The following is a 20,022-nucleotide window of genomic DNA, read 5'->3' as shown; positions in this document are numbered from 1 at the left end:
CCCGTAGCCTAGCTTCATGACTCCAGCGCACCCCGAGAAATGGCCCGTCCATGTTGTCCAAGGCGGGGTTGACCGGCAACTCCTGAAGGACTGCCGCGACCTCCTGGTTGCGGCCGAAGAGTCCGACGGCAACCCCTCGATCTCCGAGCAGACGCTGGTGACCATGCGCTCCGGCGATTCTGCAGACCACTCGCTGCTGACCCTGGCGCTGTACGCCCCGGACGAGGACTCGGATCCGGCAACCGGCCAGGACCTGGCAGGGTTCGCCGTCGTGGTGGAGGAACCGGACCACAGCGGCGTGCTGGAAATTGCGGTGCACCCTTCGTACCGGAACCAGGGCGTGGCCGACCGCCTGGTGCGGGCATTGCAGGACCGGCGGGGGTTCGATGGGCTGAAGGCCTGGTCCCACGGCAACCACGAGGCCGCCGCCGACCTCGCCGCACGGTACGGCTACGCTCCGGTGCGGGAGTTGTGGAAGATGCGGATGACGACGGCGGAGGCGGACCTTCCCGAGGCAGTCCTTCCGGATGGCGTGTCGCTGCGTCCCTTCAGACCGGGCCAGGACGAGGACGCTTGGCTTGCCGTCAACCGGGCGGCCTTCTCGCACCACCCGGAACAGGGCAGCCTCACCCGGGCGGACCTGGCGGCACGGATGGAGGAAGACTGGTTCGACCCCGCCGGGTTCCTCCTCGCGGTGGACACCGCCGGCCGCGTTGTGGGCTTCCACTGGACGAAGGTCCATCCCCGCCATGGCTCGCACCCCGCCATCGGCGAAGTCTACGTAGTGGGCGTGGCGCCCGAAGCGCAAGGCTCCGGACTGGGCAAGGCCCTGACGCTCGCCGGCATAAAGTACCTGCAGGACCTCGGCCTGCACGCCGTCATGCTGTACACCGACGCGGACAACACACCCGCCGTCTCGCTGTACCGCAGGCTGGGCTTCACCCGTTGGGACATGGACGTCATGTACGGGCCGGTGAAGGAAGGTTAGTCCAATCGGCTGATCCACCCGGCGGGGGTGCGGAAATCAGGGGCTCTACCGCGGTGAATGCTTGTAAGGTTGAAACAGAACCGCGCAGGCCGGAAGCGCCAGCATCAAGCGCCAGGCAAAAGGAGATCCCATGAACCCGGAACCGTCCGGAACAGCCACGTCCCAGGATGCTGCAATTCCGGTCCGTGCCCGCTTCGGCTCCTCCGAGGTCCCGGCCTCCCGAGCCACGCAGGACCGCATCGACATCCCTGAGTTCGCACCGAACCTCGAGCCGGAGGGGGACATCAGCCCGGACCGTTTCCTGGACCGCGAGCTCAGCTGGCTCAGCTTCAACTCCCGGGTGCTGGAACTGGCTGAGGACCCCACCCTGCACCTGCTGGAACGGGTCAACTTCCTCTCCATCTTCGCCTCCAACCTCGATGAGTTCTTCATGGTCCGGGTGGCAGGCCTGAAACGCCGGATCGCCACCGGACTGGCTGTCCCCTCCCCGGCCGGCCTCAGCCCGGTGGAAGTGCTGGAACAGATCAGCGCCGAAGCCCACCGGCTGCAGCAGCGGCACGCCCAGGTTTACGCCGAGCAGATCCGGCCGGCCCTGGCGTACGAGCACATCCACCTCATGCACTGGGACGAACTCGACGACGCCGCCCAGCAGCAGCTGAGCGTCATGTTCGCCGAAAAGGTGTTCCCCATCCTCACGCCCCTCGCGGTGGACCCGGCGCACCCCTTCCCCTACATCTCCGGACTGTCCCTCAACCTGGCCGTGGTGGTCAGGAACCCGGTGAGCGACAAGGAACTGTTCGCCCGCGTCAAGGTGCCTGACCAGCTTCCGCGCCTGATCTCCATCGACGGCCCGCGTGCAGGCGCCGTGGCCGGACGGGTGGCACGGTTCATCGCCCTCGAAGACGTCATCGCCGTCCACTTGGACAAGCTCTTCCCCGGCATGGAAGTCCTGGAGCACCACACCTTCCGTGTCACCCGCAACGAGGACGTGGAGGTTGAGGAGGACGACGCCGAGAACCTCCTCCAGGCCCTCGAGAAGGAACTGCTGCGACGCCGGTTCGGCCCGCCGGTCCGGCTGGAAGTCACGAACGACATCAACCCCAACATCCGGGCGCTGCTGATCCGCGAACTCGGCGTGGAGGAGTCCGAGGTCTACTCGGTACCCGCTCCGCTGGACCTCCGCGGCCTCGCCGTCATTGGCGGCATCGACCGCGCCGACCTGCATTACCCCAAGCACGTTCCGCACACCTCCCGGTACCTGAACGAATCCGAAACATCCAAGGCGGCCAACGTGTTCGCGGCCATGCGCCGCCGCGACATCCTCCTCCACCACCCTTACGATTCCTTCTCCACCTCCGTGCAGGCCTTCCTCGAGCAGGCCGCAGCGGATCCCAAGGTCCAGGCCATCAAGCAGACCCTGTACCGCACGTCAGGTGACTCCCCCATCGTCGATGCGCTTATCGACGCCGCGGAGGCCGGCAAACAGGTCCTGGCCCTGGTGGAAATCAAGGCCCGGTTCGATGAGCAGGCCAACATCTCCTGGGCCCGCAAGCTGGAACAGGCCGGCGTCCACGTGGTGTACGGCATCGTGGGCCTGAAAACGCACTGCAAGCTGTCCCTGGTGGTCCGCCAGGAAGTGGATGGCCTGCGCCGCTACTGCCACATCGGCACCGGCAACTACCACCCCCGCACCGCGCGGTACTACGAGGACCTCGGCCTCCTGACGTCCAACGAGCAGGTGGGCCAGGACCTGTCCAAGCTGTTCAACCAACTGTCCGGGTATGCTCCCAAGTCCACCTTCAAGCGGCTGCTGGTGGCGCCCCGTTCCGTACGCTCCGGGCTGATCGACAGGATCGAAACCGAGATCCGCAACGCCCGGGCCGGCAAGCCGGGCCGGGTGCAGATCAAGGTCAACTCGATGGTCGACGAAGCCATTATCGATTCCCTTTACCGCGCGTCCCAGGCCGGTGTGAAGGTGGACGTGGTGGTTCGCGGCATCTGCTCGCTGCGCCCCGGCGTTCCGGGCCTGAGTGAGAACATCACCGTCCGGTCCATCCTGGGCCGGTTCCTGGAGCACTCCCGCGTGTTTGCCTTCGCCAACGGCGGGGACCCTGTGGTCTATATCGGCTCGGCCGACATGATGCACCGCAACCTCGACCGCCGGGTGGAGGCCCTGGTGCAGCTTGCCAGCGCCGATGACATCGCCTACGTCCTCGACCTGCTGCAGCGCTACCTGGCACCGGAAACCTCCAGCTGGCATCTGGACAATGACGGCCACTGGAACCGCCACCACCTCGGGGAGGACGGCAAGCCGCTTGAGGACGTCCAGTCCTGGCTGCTCGCCTCGCGCCCCCGGCAGCGCAGCCTGAGCCGGCGATAGGGCCCCGGCTTTGTCGAGCGATGCACTCATAGAAGACCAGACAGACCATCCCGGGGAACCAGTAGCGGTCACCGCTGCCGGAGCAATCCCCTGGCGGGCCACCCGGGAAGGCCTTGAAGTCCTCCTGATCCACCGCCCACGCTATGACGACTGGTCCTGGCCAAAAGGCAAGATCGACGACGGCGAGACGGTACCGGAGTGCGCGGTCCGGGAGGTGCGGGAGGAGATTGGGCTTGATGCCCCGCTGGGCATTCCCCTGCCGCCCATCCACTACCACGTGGCCTCGGGATTGAAAGTGGTCTACTACTGGGCCGTGAAGGTCAACGGCGCACGCCTCGTGCCGGATGGTAAGGAGGTGGACTCCGTCATGTGGTGCAGCCCGGACAAGGCGGCCGCGCTGCTCTCCAATCCTTCGGATACCGTGCCGCTGCAGCACCTGCGGGAGGCACATGCCCGCGGCGGGCTGGACACCTGGCCGCTGTTGGTTGTCCGCCACGCGAAAGCAAAACCCCGTTCGTCCTGGACCAAGGCCGAAGGTGAGCGGCCGCTGGCCGCCACGGGTATCCGGCAGGCGCAGGCCGTCGGCAGGTTGCTGCAGGCCTGGAAGCCGCCGCGGGTGGTCACCAGCCCCTGGCTGCGCTGCGTAGCCACCGTGGCTCCCTACGCGAAGGCCAGCGGTGCGAAGGTCAAGATGGCGGAGGCACTGACGGAACACCGGCATGAGCGCAGCCCCAAAAAGACGGCCGGCATTATCGAGTCGCTTTTCGACAAGCAGCGTCCCGTGGCAGTCTGCACGCACCGTCCGGCCCTGCCCACGGTCCTCGCCCAGCTGGCCAAGCACATGCCGGCGAGGCTGGGCAGCCTGCTCCCGTCCGCGGACCCGTACTTGTCCCCCGGAGAGCTGGTGGTGTGCCACGTAGCCTTCGCCAAGGGGAGCAGCGTTGTAGCGGTGGAGCGGTTCAAACCCTTCGACGACTGACCGTACTGGCTGGCATGCCCGGTTGACCTTGCGCCGCTATGTATCAAATACTTGATACATAGCCGCACGAATTTGGGGGATGATGTGCCAGGCCTCGACGCCTTAGCGTTCAATGCAATGCAGCCGACGGTGATCCTGTTTCCGTTCCTGCTGGCCGCAGGTGTCTACCTGCTGCTCCGGTGGGTCATCTGGCAACCGGGCAATCCCGGATCAGCCGGCACCGCGGCCAAGCACGCCCTCTGGATCGGGGTCATCGGCTGGCTGGTGAGCTCGCTCCAGCCGGCGGCGAAGGCGGGACTCATCCCTGTCTCCGGCCTGCACCAGGCGCCGTCCGGCGTCGACCTCCTCCCCGTCCTGGCGTGGCCCGTCCTGGGCTGCCTTGCGGTGCACGCCATCGGCCAGCTCAGCTATCCCGGTCCACGGCTTCCCCGCCGGCGGGCGAGCCTCGACGTTCGGCGGATACGCGACTTCCTCCCCCGGAAACTCGCCTGGACCGTGCTGGCCGTCTTCGTCACGGCAGCCGGGCAGATCGCGTGGACGGCGAGCCTGCCGGGCTTTGATCCCGTTCCCTACGCCCCGCAGCCCGAACCGTCCGGCGGCAGCACATACTATGGCGGCGACGGCCGGGTACCCGGCATGGACCTCGCTGCCCCTCTGGGTGGAGCACTGGCGGTCCTCGCGGCCGGAACCTTCGCCGTGCTGGCACTGATCGCCCGCCGGCGGCGGCTGGAATCGCTCACGTCCGGGGACAACGGCCTGCTGCGGACCATCGCCATGAACCGGCTGCTCCGTTCCGTGGCCACGGTAGCCTCCGGCCTGGCCGCAATCGCCGGCAACCACACTGCCCTGCCGAACCCCGCCGAAAGCACCGGAACGTGGGCCAGCCCGGCCGCAGTCCTGAACCTCGTGGTCCTGCTGGCCATGTGGTGGTGGGCGCCGCCCAAACTGTCCCATGGACTGACGGAACGCCGGGCCCGCCGGATCCTTGATCCGCAACCGGCCACGAAGCTGGCGGTTTCGATCGGGCCGGCCATGGGCTTGGCCGCTCTGCTTCCGCTGGTGGCAGCGGCGGTGATGCCTGGCGTCCTCACCGGCCAGCCGGCGCTGTTCGTAGCACTGGCGGCCATCGCTGTCCTGGCGGTAGTGGCAGGCGGCGAGGTCCTCCTGCACCGCAACCACGGCACGGACGGCGAGCCCCGGCACTGGCCCCGCCAGGTGGTCTCCCCCGCACTTATCGCCACGGTCGTTACGGCCATGGCCATCCTGCTCAGCGTCCTGGTCCTCATCGCCGTGCGGCAGGCGGAAACTGGCGTACCGCCGTCGTGGCCGGCAACTGCCTGGACCACCGTTGCTGCAATCGGAACCGCCGCCGTGCCCGTGGCCGTGGCACGGCGCCGCCGCAGCATCCCCGGGGCGGTTCCCGGACTCGACGCCGCCCTTCGTGCCATCACGCTGCACAGGGTAGCCCGCACCCTGGCTGCCCTCTTCGCCGCCCAGGCCGGGGCGCTGCTCATGAGCGCAGCACCGGGGCTGCAGCGCTTTTCCCCGCCGGGCGCCGACGCCACTTCAGTCCTGTGGCAGATAGCACCGGGAGCAGGAGTGATCCTGGCCTCTGCCGGCGTGGTCATTGCGGTGATCCCGGTCCGCGGAATCACCGCCAAACCTGCCGCCAAAGCAGCGCCCGCACCCGAAACGGTGCCGTGAGCGCCGGAATCACCGTGGACCTGCGGTCCGCCACCCCGCCCTATGAGCAAATCCGGTCACAGATCAGCTCCCTGGTTGCCGTAGGCGCATTGCCGCCTGAGAGCAGGCTGCCCACCGTCCGCAGCCTGGCCGCGGATTTAGGCATTGCTGCCGGCACTGTGGCCAGGGCATACAAGGAGTTGGAGGCGGCCGGGGTTGTTGAATCACGACGCCGGGGCGGCACCTTCATCGCCTCCGTTCCGGGCGGTGCCGGGCACGGCAGTCCGGGTGCCATACCGTCCGAGGTGACCGCCGCCGTCGAACGCTATGTGGAGGCCGGCCGGAAGGCAGGACTCAGCGACGGGCTGCTGCTGGACCTGGTCCGCGCAAGGCTCGGAACGGAGCGGACCGATGAACACTGATCCGCGCCCGGCGCCTGAGCGGACCTGGTTTGTGCCGTCCCTACTGCTCCTGGCGGCCGCTGCGGTCCTCGGGGCCTACCTGTACCCGGGGATGCCGGATCCTGTCCCCGTCCATTGGGACGGGGCGGGCATCCCGGACAGGTTCGCCGGCAAGTCAGTTCTTGCCGTCTTTTCGCCGCTGCTGATCGGTACCGGCGTGGTGGCGTTCCTGTGGCTGCTGTACCGGTTCCTTCCCGCCATGGCAGCCAAAGGAGCGCAGGACGCGGCCCGGGCGGCTCTTGAGGCCAGGGCGGGAAAGGACGTTCTGGCTAAGCTGGCGCCGGCCTTGGCCGTTCTTTTCTGTTGGCTGTGCACCACGGGCTGGCTCGGACTGGCAAGCCCCTGGACCATCTGGCCGCCGATGCTCCTCCTGATGGGCTTCACCCTGTGGCTGGTGGTCCGCGCCACCCGCGCGGTCTCCGTCCCGCCGGCTCCGCCCCGGTAGACTGGGACGGTGAGCATCCCCACGCCTTATGAAGACCTTCTGCGCGACGTCCTGGCCCAGGGCACGCACAAATCCGACCGTACGGGCACCGGAACCACCAGCGTTTTCGGCCGCCAGATCCGTTTCGACCTCGCCGAAGGCTTCCCGCTCATCACCACCAAGCGGGTCCACTTCAAGTCCGTGGCAGTGGAGCTGTTGTGGTTCCTGCGCGGCGAAACCAACGTGAAGTGGATGCAGGACCAGGGCGTCACCATCTGGAACGAATGGGCTGACGAGGACGGCGACCTTGGCCCGGTTTACGGTGTTCAGTGGCGCAGCTGGCCCACCCCGGACGGTGGCCACATCGACCAGATCGCCGAACTCGTGGAGAACCTCAAGGCCAACCCGGACTCCCGCCGGCATATTGTCTCGGCCTGGAACGTCTCCGAGCTCAACGACATGGCGCTGCCGCCGTGCCATGCGTTCTTCCAGTTCTACGTTGCCGACGGCAAGCTTTCCTGCCAGCTGTACCAGCGCTCGGCGGACATGTTCCTGGGCGTCCCTTTCAACATCGCCTCCTACGCCTTGCTCACGTACATGCTGGCGCAGCAGGTGGGCCTCGAACCGGGGGAATTTGTCTGGACCGGTGGCGACGTCCACATCTACGAGAACCACATGGACCAGGTCCTCAAGCAGCTCGAACGGGAGCCGTACGAGTACCCGCAGCTGAAGATCAACAGGAAGCCCGCCTCGATCTTCGACTACACGCTGGAAGACTTCGAGGTGGTCGGTTACAAGCACCACCCCACCATTAAGGCGCCGATTGCCGTATGAGCACCGAGAACTCCACCGATCCCCAGTCCTTCACCGAGGAACTTGCCGCCTCCATCACGGGCGTTGGCCTGGTCTGGGCCCAAACACCGAACGGCGTCATCGGCAAGGACGGGGACATGCCCTGGCACCTGCCCGAAGACCTCAGGCACTTCACCCGGCTGACCACCGGGCACCCGGTCATCATGGGCCGCAAAACCTGGCTGTCCTTTCCGGCGAAGTACCGTCCCCTGCCCGGGCGCACCAACATCGTCATCACCCGGCAGAAAAGCTGGGCCGATACGCCCGAGGCGGCGGGCGCCGTCGTGGTCCCCTCGCTGGATGACGCACTGCTGGAGTCCCAGTTCGTCGACGGCGGCGACACCGTCTGGATCCTTGGCGGCGGCGAGATCTTCCGTCAGTCGACAGAGCTTGCCAACGTTGCGGTGGTCACCACCATCGACGTGGAGGCCGACGGCGATACGTACGCTCCGGAGCTCGGCACCAGTTGGGAGGCCAGCTCCTCCCTCCCGCCGGACGGATGGCTGACCGGCGCCAACGGCACGCGCTACCGGTTCACCAAATGGTCACGGACCGAAAGCTAGGACGATGCTGAAGAAACCCGAAACCCTGTTCGTCCTGGGGTACATGCTCCTTCCCCTTCTCGCGCTGCTGTCCGCGATCGTTGGACTCACCATGATCCTGGGGGGCAACAAGATCGCCGGTGCCATCGTGCTGGTGGTGGTGACCCAGGCGTTTGCCTTTGGCGCGTTCTTTGCCCTGCGCGCCCGCAAGACCGCCCTGCTGGAAGAGTCCGACCAGGGCTAGGACCCTGCCGGCAGTGACGTAACCGACTGCGCCCTTACGGTGCCGAAGTCTAAACTGTACGAATGACTACAGCAGCTACCCCTTCCGTCGGCCTGGTCGGATGGCGCGGCATGGTGGGCTCCGTCCTCATGCAGCGCATGCAGGACGAGGGCGACTTCGCCAACATCAACCCGGTGTTTTTCTCCACGTCCAACGCGGGCGGTGCCGCCCCCACCCTTGCTGGTTCAGCAGGAGGGAGCGCCGGCAAGCTCGAGAACGCGTTCGACCTCGACACCCTGGCGAAGCTGCCCATTATTGTCACCGCCCAGGGCGGGGACTACACCAAGCAGGTCCACGGCGAACTGCGCGGCCGCGGCTGGGACGGACTCTGGATCGACGCCGCCTCCACGCTGCGCATGAATGACGATTCGATCATCGTCCTGGACCCCATCAACCGCGATGTGATCGACAAGGGCCTGGTCAACGGCACCAAGGACTTCATCGGCGGCAACTGCACGGTCTCCTGCATGCTCATGGGCCTCGGCGGACTGTTCAAGAATGGCCTCGTCGAGTGGGGCACGTCCATGACCTACCAGGCTGCCTCCGGCGGCGGCGCCCGCCACATGCGTGAGCTCCTCAGCCAGTTCGGCACGCTCAACGCCGAGGTCAGCACCGAACTTGACGACCCCGCATCAGCCATCCTTGAGATCGACCGCAAGGTGCTGGCCCACCAGCGCAGTGACATCGACGCCACCCAGTTCGGCGTCCCGTTGGCCGGCTCGCTGATCCCCTGGATCGACGCGGACCTGGGCAATGGCCAGTCCAAGGAAGAGTGGAAGGCCGGGGTTGAGACCAACAAGATCCTGGGCACCGCCGAGGACAACCACGTGATCATGGACGGCCTCTGCGTCCGCATCGGTGCCATGCGCTCCCACTCGCAGGCGCTGACGCTGAAGCTCCGCGAAGACCTCGCCGTAACCGAGATTGAAAAGCTGCTGGCCGAGGACAACGAGTGGGCCAAGGTGGTTCCCAACACCAAGGAAGCCTCCATGGCCGACCTGACGCCCGTTGCTGCTTCAGGCACCCTGGACATCCCGGTGGGACGCATCCGCAAGATGGAGATGGGCCCCAACTACATCAGCGCGTTCACCGTGGGCGACCAGCTCCTCTGGGGCGCCGCCGAGCCGCTGCGCCGCATGCTGAAGATCGCCACCGGCAACCTCTAAGCCTCCCAGCTGCTTCACAAGCGGCCCTGACCCGCACAACCGTTGCTGCCCTGCACCGGTCATGCGGGGCGGGGCCGCTTCTGTGTTCCGGTGGCGTCAGCGTGCCAGGAAGGCCTCGTACCGGCGGGCGGCCTTCGCCAGGGCTGCCCGCGCTGCCGGACCCAGCGGCGGGATCCCGTCGAAGAGTTCAGGTACGACGGCGGCAGCACGGCCGGTGCCTTCGCGCGCCCAGGTGCCCACCACCTGCCCCGCCGCAACCACAGTCTTCTTGAAGACCCCGTTGCCGCCGGGAACAATGCTGTCGAAGTGCTCCGGGGCCAGCACAAGGCTGCGGTCCTGGTAGCCAAGCACGAACTCGTCGAAGCCGGGCAACAGCAGGACCGACCTGGCTCCCGGGACCCCGCTGTCCAGCAGTGCGGCCGTCTCCGGCGACATCCAATAGCCCACGCCACCGAACTCAACCTCCACTACCTGGCTGCGGATGGCTTCGAGCGCGGCCCTGGCCTCGGTCAGCGGGATCTGCGTCCACCAGGCAAAGTCCCGTACAGTGGCCGGCCCGTGGCTTCGGATGTAGCGCAGCAGGAACTCCGCCACCGCTTCGGCCCGTTCGAGGCGCCGTGACACCGGAATCCATTCGTCGAACGCGACCAGCAGCTGCTGGTTTCCCGCCAGCGGCCCCTGCACCAGCCAGCCGTGCCGGCACAGCGTGCCCAGGATGTGGATACCCCGCTGGCCCGCAGTTGCCTGGCCCGCGGCGTCGAACTCCTTGAACAGGTCTGCACGGCTGACAGGACCGCCCGCAGCGATCCGGGCCAGCGCCACGTCCCGGCTTGCCTCGATATCGGCCCAGCTGATGGTCAGTTCCCGGTGCCTGGCAGCGATGCTCCGGGTGAGCCGCTCGGCCGTGAGGTCCAGCATCCACCCAAGGTCCTCGGGGGCCACCAGGTGCAGGGTTCCGCGCATGGGCCAGGAGCGCACGATCGAGCCGTCATCAAGGGCGGCGCGGACATCGCTCAGGCCACAGCCCGGGTGCCGTACACCCACGGCCCACAGCGCCGCCTGCAGGTCCTGCCCCTGCATCGCCGTCATCCACCGCACCACGTCCCCGGCGGAGCCGGGAACAGCACTGCCAGGCACGGCAGCCGGCGCAGGCCCCGCAGCCGTGAGCCCCTGGGACGCCAGGCGGAGCCGGCCCATGACACTGCGGCTCAGCCGCACGGCGGTTGGTGACATTGCTTCATCCTAGGTGCCGCACCCCTGGGCGCATACGCCGGTTAGGGTGGAACCATGACTTTGGGGAGTTTGTGGCTTTTGCTTGCGCGTAAAACCAGGATGTGGATGATCGGCGGGACCCTCAGCGTCCTGGCCGGAACGGCGCTGGGAGGCCTTTCCCTCACCAGGTTCCTGGGCAGCGGACAGTCTGAACCCCGGTTCCTTCTTCCATCACTGGCCCTGAGCCTGGGCGGAGGCTACGCGGTCCTCTTTCCCGGCCTCCGCACGGGCTGCCAGGGCGTGCGGATCCGCAGGGACTGGCGCCGCCACCCGATGACCGCACGGGTGCTCTGGGTCCTGTCCCTTGCGGTCGCCACCGCCGGCCTGGCCACCTGCATCGTGGCCGGGACAGTCAGCCCGCTGGCGCCCGGGCAGCTGGTATGGATCTTCATGGGCATCTACCTGGTCCTGGCAGGGTGGGCCTCGGCCGTCATGGGTGCGGCGGCATCCCTGCGACAGGACCCGGCAGGAACTTCAGCGGACGCCGAAGAGGACGTTACAGTTCCAGGCCGATAAGCAGCGGCTCGGGGTGCAGCCGGACACCAAACCGGCGTTCGACGCCGGCACGCACCTCGCGTGCCACGGCCACCACGTCGGAGGCGCCTGCGCCGCCGCGGTTGGTGATGGCCAGCGTGTGCTTGGTGGACAGCGAAGCCCGTCCCCCGGACACGCTGTCCGGTTCGAGACCGAAGCCCTTGCCGAAGCCTGCCTGGTCAATCAGCCACGCAGCGGACAGCTTCACCATTCCGTCCTGGCCGGCAGGGTACCGCGGCGCGTTCTCCGGCAGCGACGCCGCTTCCGACTCGGGAACGATCGGGTTGGTAAAGAACGAACCCGTCGAATAGGTGTCCCGGTCCGCAGGGTCCAGGACCATACCCTTGGAGGCCCGCAGCCGCAGCACTTCCCGGCGCACATCGTTCGAGTAGGCCCTTTTACCCGCTTCAACGCCGAGGGACCGCGCCAGTTCGGCGTACCGGATGGGGGCGCTCATCCGGCCCAGCGGGAGCTGGAATTCGACCGTCAGCACCACGTACCGGGGCGATCCGTTCACGGTGGTCTGCTTCAGGATGGAGTCCCGGTAGCCGAACTTCAGCTCGGAGTTGGTGAAGGTCTGCACGGCGTTCCGCTCACGGTCCCAGGTCCGGACCGCGGCAATGGTCTGCGAGACGTCAGCGCCATAGGCACCAACGTTCTGGACCGGCGTCGCGCCCGTTGACCCCGGGATCCCGGACAGCGCCTCGATCCCGGACCACGCGTGCCGGACAGCATAGTCCACCAGCTGGTCCCAGTTGTGCCCGGCCTGGACCACCACCGCCACACCGCCGCAGGAGTCTTCGGCGTTAATCATGAAGCCCTCGGAGGCGATCTTCACCACCGTCCCGGGGTATCCGTCGTCGGAGATCAGGAGGTTGGAGCCGCCGGCGATGATCAGCACCTGTTCCCCGGCTGCATCCGCGGTGCGGACGGCATCGATGATCTCAGCCTCGGTCCGCGCCTCGATGTATTTGCCGGCGGGACCACCGACGGCGGAGGTGGTCAGGGAGGAAAGCAGCGTGGAATTCACCAAACCACAGTACTTGAAGTTACTGACCTAAGGGGGTAATTCCAAGTACCTATGTGAGCAACTATCCAGCGGGCTTCCGGGCCACCGGCGAAAGGAAGAAGCTCACGGCCAGCATCACCATGACGGCCAGCAGCGAGTGCAGGATGCCCACGTGCTCGGCCAGCAGGCCCAGCAGCGGCGGCCCGCACAGGAACGCGCCGTAGCCGATGGTGGAGACCACGGACACCCTGGCGGCGGCCTTGGCGGGGTCGTCTGCCGCGGCGGACATGCCCACGGGGAATCCCAGCGAGGCACCCAGGCCCCAGATGGCGAGGCCAACAAAGGCAAGCCACGGCACCGGCGCGAAGACGAACATGCCCAGCCCCAGGACCGCCAGCGCAGCGCACCAGCGCATTACCGGTACCCTGCCGTAGCGGTCCAGGACGAGGGTTCCGGCGAACCGGCCGATGGTCATGAACGTGACGAACAGCCCGTACCCTGCGGCACCCGCGGCGTCGCTTTGCCCGTGCCCGTCCGCCAGGGCAAGGGCTACCCAGTCCCCCGCTGCACCTTCTGCCAGCGCCAGGCCGAGCACCAGGACACCCAGGAGGAGCGTCCTTCGGTCACGCCAGGCCTGGGCAATCTTGCGCTTGTTGTCGAGGGGGGCTTCCCCCTCCCCGGCGGTGATGAGGGGAATGGGCCCGGTGGTGGGGTCCTCGAAGTGGTCAGGGGTGTAGGTCCGCTCCCCCGCTACCGGGGTGATGTCTGCCCGGAACCAGGAGGCGGCCGTCGCCACGGATACGGCAACCACCAGGCCGGCCGCGCCGAGGTGCCAGGCCACGGGCAGGGACACCGCGGCAGCGGCAGCCCCCAGGCCCGCACCCGCCACGGTCCCGAGGCTGAAGGCGCCGTGCAGCCTGGGCATGATGTGCCGGCCCACGGCCCGTTCCACCGCCGCTCCCTCCACGTTCGAGGCGGTGTTCCAGCTTCCGGTGCCCAGCCCGATGACGGCAAGCCCCGCCGCGGTCACCACGGGGCTGGCCAGCAGGGAGGTGCCGAGGCCGGCGAGCAGCAGGCCGAAGCCCACCATGATGCTGCCGGTCCTGATGGTCTGCTTGGAGCCCAGCCGGAGCACGATCAGCCCCGAGGCAGACACCGACGCAAACGAGCCCAGCGTCAGGCAGAGCAGCAGGACGCCCACGTTGCCCGGGGTCAGGTCCAGGGCGTCACGAATTGCCGGGAGCCGGGACACCCAGGAGGCGAAAGCCAGGCCGCTGGCGCCGTAGGCCACTACGACGGCGTTGCGCCAGTGGGTGACGTTGGCCGCGGTGGCTTGGGCTGCTGCCGTTTTGATCAAGGAGGCGCCGCTAGGAAAGCCTGACGACGGCCTGGGCCTTCATCAGGACTTTTTGCCCGGCTGCGGTGACGGTGAGGTCCACGCGGGCGGTGCCCGCCTCGGCGTCGAGCTTTCCGATGGTTCCGCTGACCTCAATGGTGGCGCCGGGTTCCGCGGTGCCGGTGGTGTCGGTGACCAGGACGGGCTTGGTGAAGCGGGTCTGGAAATCGACGACGGCGGCCGGGTCGCCTGCCCAGTCGGTCACCAGCTGGACGGCCGAGCCCATGGTGAACATGCCGTGGGCGATGACGCCGGGCAGCTCGACGCCGGTGGCAAAGGCCTCGTTCCAGTGGATGGGGTTGAAGTCCCCGGAGGCTCCCGCGTACTTGACCAGGTCCGTGCGGGTGACCTCGACGGTGCGGCTGCCGATTTCCTGGCCTGCAGCCAGGTCGGTGATGCTGGGGCTCATGGTTACTGTCCCTCTCCGCGGACCAGGATGGATGACGTGGTGGTGGTGACCTGCTCGCGGGCGCCACCGTCGCCAAGGGCGAAGATTTCGGAGCGGGTGGTGATCATGGCTCCGCCGCCCATGGCGCGGACGCCGTCCACGTGCAGTTCGGCCACGAGCCGGTCGCCGGCGAAGATGGGACGGTGGTGGGTGAAGCGCTGGTCTGCGTGGACCACGCGGGAGAAGTCGATGCCAGCTTCCGGATCCTCGATGAGCTGGGCGTCGGCGCGCTGGGCGATGATAATGGCGAAGGTGGGCGGTGCCACGAGGTCGCGGTGGCCCAGTGCCGTGGCGGCATCGACGTCGAAGTGTGCGGGATGGGTGGCCTTGACCGCCCGGGCGAACTCGCGGATCTTCTCGCGGCCGACGTCGTACACCTCTGCGGCAGGGTAGCTCCGGCCCTGCAGATCCGGATTGATAGTCATGGCCTCAAGCCTATCGTCCGCGTCACGGCGGGCCGAAAACGGGACGTTCCCTGGCGGCGCGGCTAGCGGCGGAGGTTCTTCCGGATCGACTGGCCGCGGACCACCATACCCACCACGTGGAGGACAAGGCCCAGTCCGATCAGCGGCAGGGACGCCATGGCCAGGCCCTGGTTGCCGCTGGTGTTGCCCACGAGGTTCAGGATGATGCCGACGGCGATCAGGCCCATGGCGCTGAAGACCATGACTTTGTAGGAGGTTGGCGCGGTGGCCCAGAATTCGTTCAGCACCGTCCAAGTCTACCGGGGTTGCCCTGCCCGGACTGCCAGGGCCTACTTCCACGCAGGTCCTGGAACAGCGCTTCCTGCACGGCCGGCACCGCCGAGGCGAAGTCCCCCGGCTCAATGGTCCGTGCCGTCAGGTGCGACAGGTTCACCACGAACAGCGACTCGGTGCCATCCAGCCGGGCCAGGACATTGGCCCCGCTGATGGCTGCGACAGTAAAGCCGTGCTCCCCGCCGTCCAGTGGATGGGGGTAGGCGTGGCGGGCCGCCGGACCGTGGACGGCGTCTGCCTGGGCGGGACGCACCCACGTTTCGTCAACCACGGTGAAGCCGCCGACGGCGGTGCGGGCCAGCAAGTGCCGCACGTCGCCTGCATGGCGGCGGCTGATGGCGTCCAGGTCTCCTGCCGCCAGTGGCTGCAGGAGGGCCTCGGTTTTGGCCCTGGAGCGCACCAGTTGGGTCAGCCCCAGTTCGGCCGTGACCAGGTCCTCCAGGACCCGGACCACCCGGCCGTCGTCTGCCCGCGCCACGTAGCGGGCCACGGTGGCACCCTGCTCGGCCAGCCTGTTCCACTTGCGGGGGCCGGAGGCCGTACCCACCTTCGTGGTGCCTCCGGCGAAGGTGGCCACGTAAAGCCAATGTTCCTGCATCAGGTAGTCACGGAGCCCGGGAGTCACCCGGCCGCCGCGGTGGAAGTCGTGGATCAGCCGGGATTCGTCCAGGACGAAGCAGCGTTCGCATTGCCGCCCCCTGGCGGCCGGGGCGGCTGCCTTGCAGAGGATGTGGTCGCGCCGGGTGGACGAGTGGACCACCAGGCGCCCCAGGCAGGACTTGGCCGGCCCCGCCACGCGAAAGCCGAGCCGTGCGCCCGGGCGGAGGCCCAACTCCCGGAAGTCCCCGGACGGTGACTGGAGGCGCAGGACCGGGGCGCCGCCGTCGTCCGCTGCCGTGGCAGCCGGCGGACCATCCCAAAAGACCCCGTGGACCAGATATCGGGTATCGGTCACGGGGTCTCCTGAAGTGCTGGGGGCGGGCGCTACAGCGCGGGCTGCACCCCAAAGGCTACAGCCAGCTTCATGATCTTTTCGGCGCGGCCCAGGCGGGGAAGGTCCGAGCCGTCGCGGATGACACGGCCGTTGGCTTCGAAGTCGGCCATGAAGTCGGTGGCCCAGGCGACGTCGGACGGCGTGGGGCTGATGACCTCGTTGATCACGGGGGTCTGGTCGATGGCCAGGCACAGCTTGCCGGTCATGCCCATCATCACGGTGATGCCGGTCTGCTCGCGCAGGATGGGGTGGTTGGTGCCCACGGTGGGTCCGTCGATGGGGCCCGGCAGGTTGCCGACGCGGCTGGCGACCACCAGCTTGGCGCGCGGGTAGGCCATGGCCTCGGGGGTGGCGGCCATGCCGGTGTCGCGGCGGAAGTCGCCGGAACCGAAGGCCAGGCGGAAGGCGCCCTGGGCCTTGGCGATGTTGTTGGCTTCCTCGATGCCGACGGCGGATTCCACCAGGGGAATGACCGGGGTCTTGCCGTCCATGCGGTGGAAGCTTTCGGTGACCTGGTCCGCGGATTCGGTCTTGGCGAGCATGACGCCCAGCAGGCCGGGGGTGCCGCGGAGACCGGCAAGGTCATCGGCCCAGAACGGGCTGGTGGCGTCGTTGATGCGGACCCAGGCCTGGCCGCCGCGGGTCAGCCAGTCCACCACGTTGCCCCGCGCCGTGTCCTTCTGGGACGGGTCCACGGCGTCTTCGATGTCAAGGATGATCGAATCTGCACGTGAGACGGCGGACTGGTCGAAGAGCTCGGTTTTCATGGCGTTCACGAGGAGCCAGGAGCGGGCGATCTCTGCGGGGATGTTGCGTTCAGGCCGTACGGTCTCGGCGGCGGTGGTAGACGTCATGGCTTCTACAGTATCTGCCCCGCCACCGGCACGCGGAAAGAAACGGGCTCCGTTGTGAGGATCAATACGAACTAAACGGGTTGTGACCGATGCCTCGGGAAAATGTAAGTAGCAGTAAGTGTCGTTATGAGGCTCCATAACGACACTTACTGCTACCCAGTTGGGGCCGGGTCAGGGGATGTTGCTCCCCCGTGCGGTGACCCACAGCCGGTACCAGTCGGCGCGGGTCAGGGCTTTGGCAACACGGGCCGCGTCCCCGCACGCCCTGATGCGGCCGGGGTTGACGGTGCCAATCACGGGCGCGATGCCCGCAGGGTGCTTCATCAGCCACCCCAGCAGGATCGACTCGCCGGACGTGCCGTGTTCGGCTGCCAGCTCGGTGACGAGTTCCGCGGTGGCGGCTTCGGACGAAGCCGGACTTTCCGGACCAGCTCCGGTATAGAGACCCCGCGCCAGCGACCCGTAGGCCTGAAGGGTGATGTTGTTGCGCGTGCAGTACTCCAGTGTGCCGTGCGGAAAGCTGTAGTCCAGGTGTTCGGCGTGGTTGACCAGTACCTGGCTTTCAAGCCAAGCCCGCTTGAGCAGGCTCATCTCCAGCTGGTTGGCCACCACCGGTGCCTCCAGCCGGTCCTGCAGCACCTCAATCTGCGCCGCGGACATGTTCGAAACCCCCAGCTGCCGCACCTTTCCCTCGGACATGAGCTGCCCGACGGCGGAGGCCACCTCAGCGGGGTCCGCCAACGGATCCGGCCGATGCAGCAGGAGGATGTCCACGTAGTCTGTGCGGAGCCGTTCCAGGCTGCCGTTCACGCGTTCCAGGATGGCGTCCCGGCTGAGGTCGTAGTGCGTCTGCAGGCCGCGTTCGTTCAGCCTGATGCCGCACTTGGTCTGGAGGCGGATCCGCCCCCGCAGGCGCGGTGTGGAGGCGAGCACCTCGCCAAAGACGGCCTCGGACTTGCCGTTGCGGTATATGTCGGCATGGTCGAACAGGGTGATGCCCGCGTCCAGGGCCGCCTGGACGGCAGCTGCGGCCTCGTCCACATGGCCGGGGCCATGCGGTTCGTCGGTCCAGCTGCCGCCCAGGCCCATGCACCCGTAAATGAGTTCCTGCATCAGGAATTCGCGTCCGGCCGGCAGTCAATCACCATCAGCGGAGCCATGCGGTGGTGTTCGCCGGCAGCTTTCCGTCCTCCAGCGGGGCACTGCTGACCAGGACCTCACCGGCGGGAAGCGCCACGGCCGTGCTCCCGAAGTTGGTCACGGACTGCCAGCCGTTGGGGCGCTTGAAGTGCAGGATGTCCGGGTTGCCGCTGTCCACCCACTCGAGTTCCTCGCCGGTCTGCAGTTCCCGGCGGAGCTTCAGCGCCTTGCGGTAGAGCTCCAGGGTGGATCCGTCAGTACCGTCCTGCGCCTCCACGGCGTACTTGCTGAACCAGTCAGGCTGGGGCAGGTGGGAGCCGCCCTCGCCAAACCCGAACGAGGTACCCTCAACCTTCCACGGCAGCGGTACCCGGCAGCCGTCACGGCCGATTTCCACGCCCTTGTTGCGGAAGAAGGACGGGTCCTGGCGCTCCGACTCGGGGATGTCGGCCACTTCCTGAAGGCCGAGTTCCTCGCCCTGGTACAGGTATGCGGAACCGGGAACGGCGAGCATCAGCAGCGTCGCCGCCCGGGCTCGGCGTTCGCCCAGTCCAACGTCCAGCTGATCGGCCGGAGCGCCGGCCAGCAGCCAGTCCTTGCCGTCCTGGCCCTTCGCGCCGGCCTTGGTCTTCGCCATCTGGGGCAGACCGTAGCGGGTGGCATGCCGGACGACGTCGTGGTTGGAGAAGACCCAGGTGGAGGAAGCCCCGGTGGCGGCGGCTTCGGCGAGGTTGCGGGTGATGATTTCCTGGTATTCGGCGGCGTCAAAGTCAGCCTGCAGCAGGTCGAAGTTGAAGGCCTGGCCCAACCCTTGCGGGCTGGCGTAACGTGCCCGGCGGCTGGCGTGCACCCAGGCTTCGGCAACGGCCGTGCGCGGCGGGTTGTACTCGTTGAAGACCTCGCGCCATTCCGTGTAGACCTCGTGGACTTCGTCCCGGTCCCAGAACGGGTGCGTGCCGTCGTCGAAACCGTCCACGCCCGTGTTGGCGGCGCTGAGCTCCAGCTTGGACAGCAGCGGCTCGGTGAGGTCCTTGGTGAGGGCATGCGCCACGTCGACGCGGAAGCCGTCCACGCCGCGGTCGGACCAGAAGCGGAGGGTCTTCAGGAAGTCGTCACGGATTTCGCGGTTGGCCCAGTTCAGGTCCGGCTGTTCCTTGGCGAAGATGTGCATGTACCACTGCCCCGGCGTACCGTCCGGTTCGGTGATCCGTTCCCACGCGGGGCCACCGAAGACCGAGTCCCAGTCCGACGGCGGGAACTCGCCGTTGGGGCCCTTGCCATCGCGGAAGATATAGCGGTCGCGGGCCGGGGATCCCTTGGGCGCGGCCAGTGCCTCCCGGAACCACTCGTGCCGGTTGGACGAGTGGTTGGGGACGATATCGGCAATCAGCTTGATGCCGGCGTCGTGCAGTGCCGTGGCCATGGCGTCGAAGTCCTCGAGCGTGCCCAGCTTGGGGTCCACGTCGCGGTAGTCGTCAACGTCGTAGCCACCGTCTGCGAGTGCCGACGGGTAGAAGGGGCTCAGCCACACGGCGTCGATGCCCAGCGTCTTCAGGTACGGAACCTTGGCGGTGATGCCCTTCAGGTCGCCGATGCCGTCGCCGTTGGAATCGGCGAAGCTGCGGGGGTAGATCTGGTAGACGGAGGCCTGCCGCCACCAGTTCGGATCGGACAGGCGATCGGAGTCGGACAGGGTTGCCAGGGTGGCGGTGGTGGACAAGGAAGGATCCTTTTCTGCTGGTCGCGGTGTTTTTATATTGGATCTAAATTTACTTGCCTAAGTATTATCTGGTGCTTTGCACCGGGAGGTCAACAGTGCTGGCCGGGGACCGCACGTGGCTCCGGCGCTGCCGTCCGGA

The 20,022-nt window shown here is 67.5% G+C and carries 21 protein-coding genes; 11 read left to right on the top strand and 10 right to left on the bottom strand.

From position 1 onward, the window contains the following. The first annotated feature begins 16 nt into the window (after window positions 1-16). The 10 genes from mshD (at window position 17) to asd (ending at window position 9,758) form a co-directional block, all read left to right on the top strand. Window positions 17-988, top strand: coding sequence for a mycothiol synthase (gene mshD, locus QE394_RS15395; protein WP_056075456.1), 972 nt, complete (start codon window positions 17-19; stop codon window positions 986-988). 130 nt (window positions 989-1,118) lie between these two features. After that, a complete protein-coding gene (locus QE394_RS15390; protein ID WP_056075459.1) occupies window positions 1,119-3,368 on the top strand; it encodes an RNA degradosome polyphosphate kinase in 2,250 nt (749 codons plus the stop codon). Between the two features lie 10 nt (window positions 3,369-3,378). Further along, window positions 3,379-4,347 carry an NUDIX hydrolase gene (locus QE394_RS15385; RefSeq protein WP_056075462.1) on the top strand — a complete coding sequence of 323 codons (969 nt, stop codon included), beginning with the start codon at window positions 3,379-3,381 and terminating at the stop codon, window positions 4,345-4,347. 117 nt (window positions 4,348-4,464) lie between these two features. Beyond that, window positions 4,465-6,051 carry a hypothetical protein gene (locus QE394_RS15380; RefSeq protein ID WP_349035007.1) on the top strand — a complete coding sequence of 529 codons (1,587 nt, stop codon included), beginning with the start codon at window positions 4,465-4,467 and terminating at the stop codon, window positions 6,049-6,051. Then, entirely contained in the window at window positions 6,048-6,452 is a 405-nt protein-coding gene (locus QE394_RS15375) for a GntR family transcriptional regulator (protein ID WP_056075468.1), read from the top strand. The genes QE394_RS15380 and QE394_RS15375 overlap by 4 nt, the downstream gene beginning before the upstream one ends. Further along, window positions 6,442-6,936, top strand: coding sequence for a DUF1648 domain-containing protein (locus QE394_RS15370; protein ID WP_056075471.1), 495 nt, complete (start codon window positions 6,442-6,444; stop codon window positions 6,934-6,936). Before QE394_RS15375 ends, QE394_RS15370 begins: the two co-directional genes overlap by 11 nt. Before the next feature lie 9 nt (window positions 6,937-6,945). Beyond that, entirely contained in the window at window positions 6,946-7,749 is an 804-nt protein-coding gene (locus QE394_RS15365; protein WP_015937891.1) for a thymidylate synthase, read from the top strand. Then, window positions 7,746-8,330 carry a dihydrofolate reductase gene (locus QE394_RS15360; RefSeq protein ID WP_056075474.1) on the top strand — a complete coding sequence of 195 codons (585 nt, stop codon included), beginning with the start codon at window positions 7,746-7,748 and terminating at the stop codon, window positions 8,328-8,330. Before QE394_RS15365 ends, QE394_RS15360 begins: the two co-directional genes overlap by 4 nt. 4 nt (window positions 8,331-8,334) lie before the next feature. Then, entirely contained in the window at window positions 8,335-8,553 is a 219-nt protein-coding gene (locus QE394_RS15355; RefSeq protein WP_056075477.1) for an NF038396 family protein, read from the top strand. Between the two features lie 62 nt (window positions 8,554-8,615). After that, the gene (gene asd / locus QE394_RS15350; protein ID WP_268156608.1) at window positions 8,616-9,758 is read left to right on the top strand and encodes an aspartate-semialdehyde dehydrogenase; all 1,143 of its coding nucleotides are present in this window, start codon (window positions 8,616-8,618) and stop codon (window positions 9,756-9,758) included. Between the two features lie 96 nt (window positions 9,759-9,854). Here the strand turns inward: asd and QE394_RS15345 are convergent, their stop codons facing one another. Further along, window positions 9,855-10,991, bottom strand: coding sequence for a winged helix DNA-binding domain-containing protein (locus QE394_RS15345; protein ID WP_349035006.1), 1,137 nt, complete (start codon window positions 10,989-10,991; stop codon window positions 9,855-9,857). A gap of 54 nt (window positions 10,992-11,045) precedes the next feature. On the opposite strand from QE394_RS15345, the gene QE394_RS15340 reads away from it, so the two are divergent. After that, the gene (locus QE394_RS15340; protein WP_156368299.1) at window positions 11,046-11,546 is read left to right on the top strand and encodes a hypothetical protein; all 501 of its coding nucleotides are present in this window, start codon (window positions 11,046-11,048) and stop codon (window positions 11,544-11,546) included. Here the strand turns inward: QE394_RS15340 and QE394_RS15335 are convergent. The 9 genes from QE394_RS15335 to QE394_RS15295 all read right to left on the bottom strand — a co-directional run bounded on the left by QE394_RS15335 (window position 11,527) and on the right by QE394_RS15295 (window position 19,883). Next, window positions 11,527-12,594: a UDP-N-acetylmuramate dehydrogenase gene (locus QE394_RS15335; protein WP_349035005.1), complete on the bottom strand. Its 1,068-nt coding sequence runs from the start codon at window positions 12,592-12,594 to the stop codon at window positions 11,527-11,529. The genes QE394_RS15340 and QE394_RS15335 overlap by 20 nt on opposite strands. 61 nt (window positions 12,595-12,655) lie before the next feature. Continuing rightward, complete coding sequence (locus QE394_RS15330) at window positions 12,656-13,930, bottom strand: MFS transporter (RefSeq protein ID WP_349035004.1); 1,275 nt, start codon at window positions 13,928-13,930, stop codon at window positions 12,656-12,658. A gap of 10 nt (window positions 13,931-13,940) precedes the next feature. Next, window positions 13,941-14,378 carry a MaoC family dehydratase gene (locus tag QE394_RS15325; RefSeq protein WP_261619247.1) on the bottom strand — a complete coding sequence of 146 codons (438 nt, stop codon included), beginning with the start codon at window positions 14,376-14,378 and terminating at the stop codon, window positions 13,941-13,943. A gap of 2 nt (window positions 14,379-14,380) precedes the next feature. Further along, a complete protein-coding gene (locus QE394_RS15320; RefSeq protein WP_056075499.1) occupies window positions 14,381-14,842 on the bottom strand; it encodes a MaoC family dehydratase N-terminal domain-containing protein in 462 nt (153 codons plus the stop codon). Window positions 14,843-14,904: 62 nt separating this feature from the next. After that, window positions 14,905-15,129, bottom strand: coding sequence for a DUF3188 domain-containing protein (locus QE394_RS15315; protein ID WP_045729544.1), 225 nt, complete (start codon window positions 15,127-15,129; stop codon window positions 14,905-14,907). Beyond that, a complete protein-coding gene (locus tag QE394_RS15310) occupies window positions 15,123-16,130 on the bottom strand; it encodes a DUF2797 domain-containing protein (protein WP_349035003.1) in 1,008 nt (335 codons plus the stop codon). Before QE394_RS15310 ends, QE394_RS15315 begins: the two co-directional genes overlap by 7 nt. Before the next feature lie 29 nt (window positions 16,131-16,159). Next, entirely contained in the window at window positions 16,160-17,023 is an 864-nt protein-coding gene (locus QE394_RS15305) for a CoA ester lyase (protein WP_056075502.1), read from the bottom strand. Between the two features lie 171 nt (window positions 17,024-17,194). Further along, window positions 17,195-18,136 carry an aldo/keto reductase gene (locus tag QE394_RS15300; RefSeq protein WP_349035002.1) on the bottom strand — a complete coding sequence of 314 codons (942 nt, stop codon included), beginning with the start codon at window positions 18,134-18,136 and terminating at the stop codon, window positions 17,195-17,197. 34 nt (window positions 18,137-18,170) lie between these two features. Beyond that, entirely contained in the window at window positions 18,171-19,883 is a 1,713-nt protein-coding gene (locus QE394_RS15295) for a glycoside hydrolase family 13 protein (RefSeq protein WP_056075508.1), read from the bottom strand. Window positions 19,884-20,022: the final 139 nt, after the last annotated feature.

It is taken from the genome of Pseudarthrobacter sp. SORGH_AS 212, assembly GCF_030818145.1.
Classification (GTDB): domain Bacteria; phylum Actinomycetota; class Actinomycetes; order Actinomycetales; family Micrococcaceae; genus Arthrobacter.
This window is presented reverse-complemented; position numbering and strand designations above follow the sequence as displayed.